We start from the raw sequence: 13064 nt of genomic DNA on the forward strand, positions 1-13064 counted from the left end.
CCAATGGGGAGAGGGAAAAAAGATTATGGTTGCAGGGCGTTTCCGACGCGTTTGTCCTTCAGGAACACCACCATCAGGCCAACCCACAGCGCGCCGTTGGCGAGGTTAAACAGGCTGAACAACCCGTTGCCGCCCAGCGCGTAAGCGTGCTTGCTCACCTCGATACCGACGGTAAAAATCAGCATCTGCAGCATGCCCATCGCCGCGGACACCGTGCCTTTACTCATCTCGCTCGCAAACAGGGTCAGGCGCACCAGGCCAGCGTTCGCCACGCCAATTCCGAAGGCATAAATGCTCAGCCCCGCCGTCATCCACAGGTAGGCGTGGGATGACGCGACGGTCGCTACCGCAGCCAGAATCAGCCCTGCCGCAATCGGCCAGCCGCCCATGATAATCAGTGAACGCACGGTGCGGCGAGACGTCAGACGGGCCAGCACCAGGTTACCGATAATTAACGCGCCAAAGATCGGCACCTGCAGCAGGCCGTACTCATAGCTGCTGAGCTTTTCACCGCTGATGATAATCACCGGTGACTGCGCGATCCACGCCAGCAGAGGCAGGCTAACGAATCCGGTCGCCAGCGCCCCCGCCACAAAGCGGCCATTTTGCAACACGGCTTTGTAATCCCGGCCCAGCTCTTTCAGCGAGAGTTTTTCGCCCAGACGGGTAGCCGTTTCCGGCATCGCACGGTGCAGGCCAAAGAAGGCGATGGCGGCGAGAACGGCAAAAAGCACAAACATCCCTTCCCAGGGGGCCACATGCACCCACGCGGCTCCCACCAGCGGCCCGAGTAAGGGGGCGATCAGCGCCACGTTCGCCATCAGCGCGGTAATTTTGATACACACCGCCTCCTCAAACGACTCCTGGATGGCGGCATACCCCACGGCACCGATAAAGCACAGGCTCACCCCCTGCAGGAAACGCAGCAGGGTAAATTGTTCAATGTTTTGCGCCAGCAGCGTGGCGAGGCAGGTAACGATAAACCACACCACGCCCGTCAGCATCACCGGACGGCGGCCAATACGATCCGACAGCGGGCCTAACAGCCACTGCAAAAACATGCCGCCAGCCAGATAGGCGGTCATGGAGGTCGGCACCCACTCGATTCCCGCGTTGTACTGCTCCACAACGGCCAGCATACCGGGCTGGATCATATCGTTGCCGATATAGGTAGAGAATTCGTAGAGCACCAGACACAGAGGGAAAAGCAACGCCTGACGACCCAGACGTGAACCAGAAGAAGAACGGTTTAACATGCAATCTCTTTATAATGACAAAATCGCGACGAGTTTAATGAAATGCCGTAATCCGAGATAGTGATTTATCGAGGAGAAACAGAAATAAAGCACATATCGTCTTCGTTTAAGGTTTCCTTAAGTTGACAGATTTATGATAGCGCGATTACTCGTCAATGATCCCTAATTATGGCACTCACTTCCAGCCGTTCAGAATTGTCTAACTTACAGACTAATAAGACAAAACAACTTTACCGCTTACCGTCCCGCTTTTATGGTTATCAGCTTTTGGTGCTAGTAGCGCTTGCCGTGGTGTTTACGTGGCTATCGCGCGATGAAGCGCTCGACAGATGGATCACCGGCTTCTGGTATGACGCGGCGACACAGACTTTCCCGCTGCAGAAAGACCACCTGCTGGATCTGCTGAACCATCGTCTGGCGAAATACATTGCGATTGGCTTAGGCGCCGTGGCGCTGCTTTACGGCGCTTACAAACGTAACGCAAGGCTTGTCACAGCCGCGCTGCTGATGGGGCTTGGCGCGCTGGTGGTTGGCGTGCTGAAAAGCATCAGCCACCACAGCTGCCCGTGGGATCTGGTGGAATATGGCGGTAAGGCCGTGTCTTACCCCCTGTTCAGCGCCGTTCCGGCAGACAGCGGCCCGGGCCGCTGCTTCCCGGGTGGCCATTCTTCCAGCGGCTTTATGGTGATGGGGCTGTTTTTTGCCTTCTGGCGCGAGCGTCCGCGTCTCGCCTGGAGCTTTGTGGTCCTTGGCGCGGTTATGGGTCTGGCGATGGGCTTCGGCCAGGTGATGCGCGGGGCACATTTTTTCTCTCACAACCTGTGGGCCGGGTGGTGGGTCTGGTTTTCCCAGGTGGCGGTCTACGGGCTGGTTTCCACCCGGTTTGCAAAAGAGTGATTACGCTATGCTAGAGAATCTGAATTATCAGCTGTTTTATCTGATCAACGCCACCCCGGCCTCGCCAGAGTGGATGATTGATTTTGCCACCTTTCTGGCGAAAGACCTTATCAGCATCGTGCCTGCGCTGGCTGCCATTCTCTGGCTGTGGGGGCCGCGCAGCCAGGTTAAGGCACAGCGCCAGCTGGTGATCAAAGTCGCGATGGCGCTCGGGGTAAGCGTGCTGGTCAGCTATCTTCTCGGCCACGCATTCCCGCACGATCGTCCTTTTGTCGATCGCATTGGCTACACCTTCCTGCACCACGCGCCGGATGACTCTTTCCCGAGCGATCACGGTACGGTTATCTTCACCTTCGCGCTGGCTTTCCTGTTCTGGCATCGCCTGTGGTCGGGGGCGGTGCTGATGGTAGTCGCTGTGGCTATCGCCTGGTCGCGCGTCTATCTTGGCGTCCACTGGCCGCTGGATATGGTGGGCGGTTTCCTGGTGGGGCTGATAGGCTGCGTGAGCGCGGCTATCCTGTGGAATCTCTTCGGTGAGGCGCTCTACCGCGGGCTCTCTTCGCTCTATCGCGCCATTTTTGCTATCCCGATCCGCAAAGGCTGGATACGTGACTAATCCCAACCGGACAGGTTACACTGAGCCCCCGCCCTGCGGGGGCTCACTTTTTTATCCCGAGGAACTATGGAAACACGACGCGATGACCGCATTGCTCAGCTGCTGCAGGCGCTGAAGCGCAGCGATAAGCTGCATTTGAAGGAAGCCGCCAACCTCCTCGGCGTCTCAGAGATGACCATTCGTCGCGATCTGAACAGCGACAGCGCCCCCGTGGTACTGCTGGGCGGGTACATCGTCCTTGAGCCGCGCAGCGCCAGCCATTATCTGATCAGCGACCAGAAGACGCGTCTTGTTGAAGAGAAGCGCAAAGCCGCGCGCCTTGCGGCCACGCTGGTTCAGCCGCACCAGACGCTGTTTTTTGACTGCGGCACCACTACGCCGTGGATTATCGAAGCCATCGACAGCAGCATTCCCTTTACCGCCGTGTGCTACTCCCTGAACACCTTTCTGGCGCTTCAGGAGAAACCCGAGTGCCGGGTGATCCTCTGCGGCGGCGAGTTTCACGCCAGCAACGCCATCTTTAAGCCGCTTAACCTGCAGGACACGCTTAGCAATTTATGCCCGGACATCGCGTTTTATTCTGCCGCAGGCGTGAACGTGCGCCAGGGTGCAACCTGCTTTAATCTGGAGGAGCTGCCGGTCAAGCACTGGGCGTTAAATGCCGCGCAGTATCATGTGCTGGTGGTCGATCACAGCAAGTTTGGCAAGGTGCGTTCGGCAAGAATGGGTGAGCTGGCGCAGTTTGACGCTATCGTCAGCGATTGCCGCCCCGATGACGAGATTGTGGCCCATGCAAAGGCACAGCAGGTGAAGTTGATGTATTGAGGTTATGCCGGGTAAGCGCAGCGCCACCCGGCATAAAACTTAACTAAACCAGCTGCCAAACCAGCTATGGAATTTCATCAACACGAAATCCCACATCCGGCTGAAGAAGCCGCCCTCTTCCACCGCTTCCATCACAATCAGCGGACGCTGTTCAATCGACTTGCCGTTTAGCTGGAAATCAATCGTCCCGACCACCTGGCCTTTTTTCAGCGGCGCGGTGAGCTGCGGTTCGGTCAGGGTATAGCTTGCTTTCAGGTTTTTCAGCTGACCGCGTGGAATGGTCACGGAACCGGCCTCACCCGCCCCCAGATTCACCTCGCTCTTGTCACCAAACCAGACGCGCTGGCTGACGAACGTGGCATCCGGTTTAATCGGCGTCACGGTTTCATAGAAGCGGAAGCCCCAGGTCAGCAGTTTTTCTGACTCGTTAAAGCGGATGCGGTCGGTTTTGGTGCCCAGCACCACCGAGATCAGGCGCATGTCGCCCTGCGTCGCGGAGGCCACCAGGTTGTAGCCCGCGCCAGCCGTGGTGCCGGTCTTCATTCCGTCCACGTTAACGTTGCTGCTCCACAGCAGGCGGTTGCGGTTCGGCTGGCGAATTTTGTTGAAGGTAAACTCTTTCTCTTTGTGGATGGCGTATTCATCCGGCACGTCGTGGATCAGCGCTTTTCCCAGCAGCGCCATGTCGCGCGCGGTACTGAACTGTCCCGGCGCATCCAGGCCGTGGACCGTTTTGAAGGTGGTGTTGGTTAAGCCGAGCTTTTGCGCATAGCCATTCATCAAACCAATGAAAGAATCCTGACTGCCGGCAACGTAGTCGGCCAGCGCGATACAGGCATCATTTCCCGACTGAATGATTACCCCTTTGTTCAGATCGGAGACGGAGACCTGATCGCCTGGCTTCAGGAACATCACCGACGAGCCCCGCAGCGCCGGGTTGCCGGTCGCCCAGGCATCCTTCCCGATGGTGACCATATCGTCCAGCTTGATCTTGCCCGCTTTTAACGCCTGCCCGACCACATAGCTGGTCATGATTTTGGTCAGGCTGGCCGGATCGAGTTTCTCATCCGCATTGCCTTCCGCCAGCACCTTACCGCTGGAATAGTCCATCAGTATCCAGGCGCGCGCGTCCACAGGCGGCGCTTCGGGCGCAGCCTGTTCAGCCGCGTAGAGTGTTGGTGCAAACAGGAAAAGAAGCGCAGAGCCTGCCGCCAGGCTGCGCAGAGAAGTCATTTTTCGCGTCATAAATGCCACCCGAGTGTCCATTCAAAAATTACGTCACATCACCGTGTCGCAAGAAGCGATGAGTAATAGCGCACTAAAACGGTTAAAGAAACCCAACGAGGGTAAAGTTATTAAAGTTTATGCAATAACATTCATTTACGCTTTGATTCAGGCGATTTTTTTGTCTTCTGTTGCGTAATTGTTAGGTTTATCTCACCATGGCAAAAAGCCGAACCGGATTCACACTCATCAGGAGTAAATATGATTACGCTGTGGGGCAGGAATAATTCGACCAACGTTAAGAAAGTGCTCTGGACGCTGGAGGAACTGGATTTACCGTTTAACCAAATCATGGCTGGCATGTCGTTCGGCGTGAACAAAGAGGCCGACTATCTGGCGATGAACCCGAACGGCCTGGTGCCGCTGCTGCGTGATGACGAAACAGACGCAACGCTTTGGGAGTCCAACACCATTGTGCGTTACCTCGCCGCCCAGTACGGTCTTGGCCGCCTGTGGGTCGAAAACCCGGCGCAGCGCGCGCAGGGTGAGAAGTGGATGGACTGGGCAAATCAGACGCTCTCTCCCGTTCACCGCGTGATCCTGATGGGGCTGGTGAGAACCCCTGAAGCCGAGCGCGACTACCCCGCCATTCATGCCGCGCAGGATGCCTGCGAAAACCTGTTTGCGATGATGGACGATGAGCTGGCGAAGCACGCCTGGTTCTCCGGCGATACGTTCGGCGTGGGGGACATTGCCGTAGCGCCGTTCGTCTGGAACCTGACCAACCTCGGTCTGAAATGGACGCCGCGCCCGAACCTTGACCGCTGGCTTAAGCAGCTTGGCGAGCGCCCGGCGTACCGTAACGTGGTGATGATCCCGGTCACCTGATTACGCACCGGACGGGCTGACTTTTAACAGCTGCCCGTCCGTTTCGTCAGTCAGGACATACAGATAGCCATCCGGCCCCACTCGCACATCGCGAATACGTTGCTCCCGGTCGCCCAGGATCCGCCCGTCCTCCGTCACCTTATTGCCGTCCACGCTCAGCACGATAACGTCCTTTTCCTTCAGCGCCCCAATAAACAGCTTGTTTTTCCACTGCGGGAACACGTCGCTATTATAGAACGCCATGCCGCTGACCGCGGGCGACACTTTCCAGACAAACAGCGGCTTTTCGGCTCCCTCAACGTGCTCGCCTTTGGCTTCCGGGATTTTCAGCCCGCTGTAGTTAATGCCGTGCGTTGCCAGCGGCCAGCCGTAATTTTTGCCCTTCTCCGGGATGTTGATTTCATCCCCGCCGCGCGGGCCGTGCTCGTTCAGCCACAGCGTGTCGCTCCACGGGTTCATCGCCATCCCCTGCGGGTTACGAATGCCGTAAGACCAGATTTCGGGTCGCGCACCGGGGGTATTCACAAAGGGGTTATCCGGCGGCACTTTACCGTCTTCGGTGAGGCGCACCACCTTACCCTGCAGCTTGTCCAGATCCTGCGCCGTCGGGCGCTGGTTGTTCTCGCCGAGTCCAATAAAGAGATACCCTTTGCCGTCGAACACCAGTCGCCCACCAAAATGGTTACCGGTTGAGAGTTTCGGCATCTGGCGGAACACTACCTGGAATCCCTCGATGCGGGAAAGATCGTCGCTCAGGCGGCCATAGCCCACCGCCGTTCCGGCCTTGCCGTCACGCCCGGCTTCGGCGTAGCTCAGCCAGACGCGGCGCGACTTTTCAAAATCAGGCGCCAGCAACACGTCCAGCAGTCCTCCCTGGCCGTTCGCCCACACCTTCGGCACGCCGACAATGGGATCGGAAAGTCCTTTCCCGGCCTGCCAGTGCTTGAGCTGCCCGCCCTTAAGAGTGACCAGTAAACCGTCATTACCCGGCAGGAACGCCATCGACCAGGGGTGATCGAGTCGGTTTTGCAGCACCTCTACCTTTACCGCCTCTGGCGCAGCAAGAAGCGAAAACGGAATAAACAATGCAGGCAGGAAAATCAACGAGGATCGAGGCATAAAGCGCTCCTTTTTCGGCATATGGCATAAAGATTAGCCATTACCTCCGGGCGCGTTACCACTTTTACAAAAGCTTAATCAGATGGGGGGAGTTGCCTCCCCCCGAACTCAGTGCTGTGCAAGCGTCTCGTGCTTGTTAAGACACATGATGCAAAGAGAGAGCGTTGTCAGGCAGTTTTCAAGCTTCTCCGCGTTAACAGCGATAAAAGTCGGGCAGTCGTGGCGTCCGTTCATTAAACATACCCCTGCAATGGAGAGCACCTCAGCGGCGCGACGCAGCGCCATCAGCTCGCATTCATCGTATTCCGCCTTCAGGGTCGGTGCTTTTTCACGCATGAAATTACACAGTTCAAACAGATTATCACGCAGATGTTCGCTTTCGCTGACTGACATATAGCCCTTTGCCTTCCTGAGCTGCAGATAGGCGGCCAGGTCGATTCGGGCGTTGATCAGCTTGTTAAGCAGATCGCGTTTCAGTCTGTCAACGGACATGCTATTTCCTCCTCTGTCAGCCATGTTGCACATTCAGAATAAGGTTATTTTTTGTACAGTTTAATGCCTGAGATCAATTATTCTTAACTGATTAACATTATTTACAATGTTACAACCTCGGCCTGGCGCATCCGCCTTGCAAAGAGTGTATAAATCCCCCGCGATACGCTGTAAAATCCCGCCCTGATAACTCCATAGTTGATGAATTTTTAACCTATGAGCAATGTTACGCACCAGCCGAAAATCGGCTTCGTCTCCCTGGGCTGCCCGAAAGTCTAAAATAATACATTGATAACTTTGTTCTAAACCCCGGTATTACTGACCCAGACGCAAAAACTCCGGGATATAAACCCGGCGCTTTTAATCAACATTTAATGCTGTCTCCCACAAATTCATTCTTCACGAAAGCCGGGTTTACCGTTGGCTTTACGCCATTCTTTAACCTCTTTAACCACCCCTTCAGGACTATCTTCACGGTCATCTCGGGGGTAGTAGATAAGGTCAGACCCGTCAGGGTGCTCGGTCAGGCGCTTAAATTCCAGTATGTTTTTTATATCTTCACTTTCTGAAGTGTCCGCAACGTTGAAGAGTTTACGGACGAACTCCAGGAACTCGTTTTCTGTGTAGTCACTTATGCTTTTCAATTACTCACCTCGATGGATCTCAATGTGGCGTTTCGGTGTTACAACGCCCATGTTGTCAACGTCGTACACTTCGCCGCCTTCGCTGATCGGTCTAATATGATGAATATCATATTTGATCTTGCCGCCAACTTGTTCGGATTCTCTCGGGGCGGGTGCTTTTCCTGCTCGAATATTACCTAAGTTACCTCGTTTAAATTGTTGGCTCAATTCAGGATCTTTGCTTACTTCTAGCCAGAATGCTTCCCTGAAGCCGTCGAAGCTGGAGAAGGTACGCCCACGCAGTTTATCGGCGATCTGAAATGGAATCGGAGAGCCATTCCCCTGACCCGCATCGGTTAACCATGTGCCTGTCACTTTCTTGCCCTTGCCAGTGACTTGTCCCGGATTGTTGCGAATATAGATATAAATTGGCGGGATGTCTGATACGGGCAGCATCAGAATATAATCCGCGAAATTTTTCTCATCCGGTGCCGGGGTTGTTGTGCTGGTGCTCTGAGTTCCATCCGGTAACGGGTTAACAAGGATGGTTCCCGGTAGCTTTGGAGGTGTCTGATTACCTGTGTTTGACGGAGCGTTAACACCGGAATGATCTGGGGTCCAGATAAGGGTAACGGGGTTTTCTTCCTCAGTGGTGAAGGTGTACGCCTCATAGCGGCGGTCCCATTCCATCTTACGGACTCGCACCATATCCTTACCCGGTGGCGTGTGATATCCACGCGGTACGGGATTTCCGTTGATGTCATTCTCCCAGGTGTAACGCACGCGAGTAGGCGCTTCACGAATCTGTGCAAGCCGCATACGGTCGATGAAGTCCTGTTCTCCTTCATTGAGTTTGCCGGGCATCATGCCTACCAGGAATCCGGCAACGGAGGCACCAGCGCCGCCAGCGGCGATTTCCGTAGCTCGTACCGCCCATGTTCCATATGTAGCGAATCGTCCGGCGACATGTTCCAGAACGCCAGCGCCTGCGGTGGCTGTCTGTGCTCTGGCCGCGCTGGCAGCGGCTGCGACTGCGGCCTGGTATTGCATCTCTTCGTGATTGCCGTTGAACCACTTATACAGGGCGCTACGCTTCTTCGGTTCAGTTACATCTTCCGGGGCTTGTGGCTTTTTCTTTGCCGTCTGTGCATGCTGTGGGGCATCTGAATCTGTTACGGCGTCAACAGCAGGTGCTGCCCGGAACAGGCCCATTTCTGCAAAATTAGTATGAGGCTCTTGTTGTTTACCTGCATCTGTATTCCCTGAACCACGCTCGCGGGATTTAGCGAAGACAGGGACAGGCCGCAGTACAGCAGGGCCAGCCGCTGGTGATGAATTTGAGGAAAAAATTGTCGGCGGTGTGGTTGCCGTTATCGGTGCCGACGTTCTGGATTCGCCGCGTGATTCATAGGTTTGAACGGTTATCTGCGGGATGATTTTTGCATTACAGGGACAACTGCTGAAACTGTCCAGACTGCCTGCAACAAGGCGACCATCCGTTTTAATCCATCCAATGCCACCGACGATGCGGTAAATATTGCCATCTTTACCACATGATACCCGGTCACCCATTCGGGCAACTGATATGCCGTTGGTTCTTCTGTTTGATGCTCCTTCCAGCACACGACCACCACAAGTGGTGGGGTCATACATATGCAAAATGTATCCTCTTGCCATAAGTCCTTCTACTTATTATAAAAATAATCCAACAGGCCATTTTACATGCAATAACCACACTATCAATAAGCACTATTTCTAAGTAAAACACCGTTTCAAAACAAGAAAAATCAGGTAATATCGAAAAGCCGCGCTAACCGCAATTCTTCAGTACAATTTTCCCGCCAACCTCTGTAGAATTCCTGCCCTGACCATTCCAAAAATCGAACAATTTTTAACCTATGAGCAATGTTACGCACCAGCCGAAAATCGGCTTCGTCTCCCTGGGCTGCCCGAAAAACCTGGTGGATTCAGAACGCATCCTGACCGAACTGCGCACCGAGGGCTATGACGTGGTGCCAAGCTACGACAACGCCGATATGGTGATCGTTAACACCTGCGGCTTTATCGACAGCGCGGTGCAGGAGTCACTGGAAGCGATCGGTGAAGCGCTGACCGAAAACGGCAAAGTGATCGTTACCGGCTGCCTGGGCGCGAAAGTGGACCAAATCCGCGAAGTGCACCCGAAGGTGCTGGAGATCACCGGCCCGCACAGCTACGAGCAGGTGCTGGAACATGTTCATCACTACGTGCCAAAACCAAAGCACAACCCGTTCCTGAGCCTGGTGCCGGAACAGGGCGTGAAGCTGACGCCGCGTCACTACGCCTACCTGAAAATTTCTGAAGGCTGCAACCATCGCTGCACCTTCTGCATCATCCCGTCCATGCGTGGCGATCTGGTGAGCCGTCCGATTGGCGAAGTGCTGGCGGAAGCGAAACGTCTGGCCGATGCGGGCGTGAAGGAGCTGCTGGTGATTTCCCAGGACACCTCGGCTTACGGCGTAGACGTTAAACACCGCTCCGGTTTCCACAACGGCGAGCCGGTGAAAACCAGCATGGTGGGCCTATGCGAGCAGCTGTCCAAACTCGGTATCTGGACGCGCCTGCACTACGTTTACCCGTACCCGCACGTTGACGACGTCATCCCGCTGATGGCGGAAGGCAAAATCTTGCCATACCTGGACATCCCGCTGCAGCACGCCAGCCCGCGTATCCTGAAGCTGATGAAACGCCCTGGCTCCGTTGACCGCCAGCTGGCGCGCATCAAGCAGTGGCGTGAAATCTGTCCGGATCTGACCCTGCGCTCCACCTTTATCGTCGGCTTCCCGGGTGAAACCGAAGAAGACTTCCAGATGCTGCTCGACTTCCTGAAAGAAGCCCGTCTGGACCGCGTCGGCTGCTTCAAGTACAGCCCGGTGGAAGGCGCAACCGCCAACGAGCTGGCGGATCAGGTGCCGGAAGAGGTTAAGGAAGAGCGCTGGAACCGCTTCATGCAGCTGCAGCAGCAGATTTCTGCCGAGCGTCTGCAGGAGAAAGTGGGCCGCGAGATCATGGTTATCATCGACGAAGTGGACGAAGAAGGCGCGATTGGCCGCAGCATGGCGGACGCCCCTGAAATCGACGGCGCGGTGTACCTGAACGGCGAAACCAACGTTAAGCCGGGTGATATTATTCGCGTCAAAGTTGAAAACGCGGACGAGTATGACCTGTGGGGTAGCCGGGTTTAATCTTACTGCACATCTTTTACAGGCCGGGTGAGGCGTAGCCGCCACCCGGCACATTTCACTGCACTACCCCTTAATCCTCGGATCCAGCGCGTCGCGCAGTCCATCCCCCAGCAGGTTAAACGCTAGCACGGTCAGGAAAATCGCCAGGCTCGGGAAGATCGCCACGTGTGGCGCAATCACCATATCGGCCCTCGCCTCGTTCAGCATCGCACCCCACTCCGGCGTCGGCGGCTGTGCCCCTAACCCCAGAAACGACAGGCTGGCCGCCGAGATAATCGACACGCCGATACGCATGGTGAAATAGACCACGATGGACGACACCGTCCCGGGCAGAATATGGCTGAACAGAATGGTGGTATCGCTGGCCCCCATGCTGCGGGCGGATTCAATAAACGTCTGCTGTTTCAGCACCAGCGTATTGCCGCGCACCAGGCGGGCAAAGGCCGGAATCGAAAACACCGCGACCGCAATGATGACGTTGGCCATACCGCTGCCCATAATGGCGACAACGGCAATCGCCAGCAGAATGCCGGGGAAAGCAAACAGCACGTCGCAGATGCGCATGATGATGCGGTCCCACCAGCCTTCATAATACCCGGCGACGAGCCCCAGCACGGTACCGATAGCCGCGCCGATCAGCACCGCGACTACCCCGGCGGCGAGAGAAATTTGCGCCCCCACCAGCACGCGGCTGAAGATATCGCGGCCAAGCGAGTCCACGCCGAACCAGTGCAGCATTGAGGGGCCGTCGTTCAGGCGGTCGTAGTCAAAGTAGTTTTCCGCATCAAACGGCGCTACCCACGGCGCAACGATCGCCACCGCAATCAGCACCAGCACGAACAGCCCCGCCGCCATTGCGACCGGCTGACGGCGAAAACGTCGCCAGAATTCGGACCACGGGGTGCGGACATGCTCCGGTTTCAGCCCCGGCATCGCGTTCAAAACGGCCTGACGCCGCCAGTTCAACAATCGCATCTTACTTATACCTGATGGCCGGGTTAATGGCGGCGTAGAGCACGTCCACCACTAAGTTGATAAGAATAAACTCCAGCGAGAAAAGCAGGACTTCTGCCTGAATCACCGGGTAGTCGCGCATCTCGACGGAATCGACCAGAAGGCGCCCCAGCCCCGGCCAGTTGAAGACCTTTTCGACGACGATAGAGCCACCCAGCAGGAAACCAAACTGCAGCCCCATCATCGTCACCACCGGGATCATCGCATTGCGGAACCCGTGCTTGAGAATGACCCACTTCTCGCTGACTCCTTTCGCCCGCGCGGTGCGGATATAATCTTCGCTCAGCACGTCCACGAACGAGGCGCGGGTAAAGCGGGCCATCACCGCCGACACGGCAGCGCCCAGCGTCATGGAGGGCAGAATGTAATGCTTCCAGGTATCGGCCCCGACGGTCGGCAGCCAGCCCAGTTCAACGGAAAAGATTTGCATCAGCAGCATCCCCAGCGCGAATGCCGGGAAGGAGATGCCGGTCACCGCCAGGGCCATGCCGAGCTTGTCCGGCCAGCGGTTGCGCCAGACGGCCGCAATAATCCCCGCGCCCAGCCCAAACGCCACCGCCCAGCCCATGCTGGCAATCGTTAGCCAGAACGTGGGCATAAAGCGGCTGGCAATCTCCTCCGACACCGGACGCCTCGACACCATCGAGATACCAAAATCGCCCTGCAGAACGTTACACATATAGTGCAGAAACTGCATATACAGCGGCTGGTCGAGGCCCAGCTGTTTACGCACCAGCTCAATGACGGTGGCATCCGCTTCGGGCCCGGCTACCAGACGCGCCGGATCGCCCGGCAGCATGTGGACAAACAAAAACACCAGCACCGCCACTATCAGCAGCGTCGGGATAAGCCCCAGCAGACGTTTACAAACATAATTCAGCATGAG

13 protein-coding genes are annotated in these 13064 nt (G+C 56.1%); 5 read left to right on the forward strand and 8 right to left on the reverse strand.

Annotated elements, in window-relative coordinates:
• Positions 1-23: 23 nt before the first annotated feature.
• Positions 24-1256, reverse strand: coding sequence for an MFS transporter (locus IM313_RS13225; protein ID WP_047362755.1), 1233 nt, complete (start codon positions 1254-1256; stop codon positions 24-26).
• A 168-nt stretch (positions 1257-1424) separates the two neighbouring features.
• On the opposite strand from IM313_RS13225, the gene IM313_RS13230 reads away from it, so the two are divergent.
• From IM313_RS13230 to deoR, 3 genes are all read left to right on the forward strand, one after another.
• A complete protein-coding gene (locus IM313_RS13230) occupies positions 1425-2153 on the forward strand; it encodes a phosphatase PAP2 family protein (protein WP_192970824.1) in 729 nt (242 codons plus the stop codon).
• A 7-nt stretch (positions 2154-2160) separates the two neighbouring features.
• Positions 2161-2769 carry an undecaprenyl-diphosphate phosphatase gene (ybjG, locus tag IM313_RS13235; protein WP_028012487.1) on the forward strand — a complete coding sequence of 203 codons (609 nt, stop codon included), beginning with the start codon at positions 2161-2163 and terminating at the stop codon, positions 2767-2769.
• A gap of 66 nt (positions 2770-2835) precedes the next feature.
• Positions 2836-3594, forward strand: coding sequence for a DNA-binding transcriptional repressor DeoR (gene deoR / locus IM313_RS13240; RefSeq protein WP_047368171.1), 759 nt, complete (start codon positions 2836-2838; stop codon positions 3592-3594).
• A gap of 39 nt (positions 3595-3633) precedes the next feature.
• On the opposite strand, the gene dacC is transcribed toward deoR, so the two are convergent.
• Complete coding sequence (gene dacC / locus IM313_RS13245) at positions 3634-4839, reverse strand: serine-type D-Ala-D-Ala carboxypeptidase (RefSeq protein ID WP_032644979.1); 1206 nt, start codon at positions 4837-4839, stop codon at positions 3634-3636.
• A gap of 240 nt (positions 4840-5079) precedes the next feature.
• Here dacC and IM313_RS13250 point away from each other — a divergent pair, with 240 nt between their 5' ends.
• On the forward strand, positions 5080-5706 hold the full coding sequence (locus tag IM313_RS13250; RefSeq protein WP_028012484.1) for a glutathione S-transferase family protein: 627 nt from the start codon (positions 5080-5082) through the stop codon (positions 5704-5706).
• Here IM313_RS13250 and IM313_RS13255 read toward each other — a convergent pair whose 3' ends face one another.
• The 4 genes from IM313_RS13255 to IM313_RS13270 form a co-directional block, all read right to left on the reverse strand.
• Positions 5707-6825 carry a PQQ-dependent sugar dehydrogenase gene (locus IM313_RS13255; protein WP_192970823.1) on the reverse strand — a complete coding sequence of 373 codons (1119 nt, stop codon included), beginning with the start codon at positions 6823-6825 and terminating at the stop codon, positions 5707-5709.
• Positions 6826-6933: 108 nt separating this feature from the next.
• The gene (gene bssR, locus IM313_RS13260; RefSeq protein ID WP_048960862.1) at positions 6934-7317 is read right to left on the reverse strand and encodes a biofilm formation regulator BssR; all 384 of its coding nucleotides are present in this window, start codon (positions 7315-7317) and stop codon (positions 6934-6936) included.
• Positions 7318-7709: 392 nt separating this feature from the next.
• Positions 7710-7961, reverse strand: coding sequence for a bacteriocin immunity protein (locus tag IM313_RS13265; protein ID WP_136343032.1), 252 nt, complete (start codon positions 7959-7961; stop codon positions 7710-7712).
• A complete protein-coding gene (locus tag IM313_RS13270) occupies positions 7962-9617 on the reverse strand; it encodes an S-type pyocin domain-containing protein (protein WP_193056099.1) in 1656 nt (551 codons plus the stop codon).
• A gap of 221 nt (positions 9618-9838) precedes the next feature.
• Here IM313_RS13270 and rimO point away from each other — a divergent pair, with 221 nt between their 5' ends.
• Positions 9839-11164: a 30S ribosomal protein S12 methylthiotransferase RimO gene (rimO, locus tag IM313_RS13275; protein WP_045259986.1), complete on the forward strand. Its 1326-nt coding sequence runs from the start codon at positions 9839-9841 to the stop codon at positions 11162-11164.
• A 63-nt stretch (positions 11165-11227) separates the two neighbouring features.
• Here the strand turns inward: rimO and gsiD are convergent, their stop codons facing one another.
• Together gsiD and gsiC are read right to left on the reverse strand one after the other, a co-directional pair.
• Positions 11228-12139: a glutathione ABC transporter permease GsiD gene (gene gsiD / locus IM313_RS13280; RefSeq protein ID WP_028012480.1), complete on the reverse strand. Its 912-nt coding sequence runs from the start codon at positions 12137-12139 to the stop codon at positions 11228-11230.
• Between the two features lies 1 nt (position 12140).
• Positions 12141-13061: a glutathione ABC transporter permease GsiC gene (gsiC, locus tag IM313_RS13285; protein ID WP_045630942.1), complete on the reverse strand. Its 921-nt coding sequence runs from the start codon at positions 13059-13061 to the stop codon at positions 12141-12143.
• Positions 13062-13064: the final 3 nt, after the last annotated feature.

The organism is Enterobacter cloacae complex sp. P2B (assembly GCF_014895985.1).
In the GTDB taxonomy this organism is placed as follows: Bacteria; Pseudomonadota; Gammaproteobacteria; order Enterobacterales; family Enterobacteriaceae; genus Enterobacter; species Enterobacter bugandensis.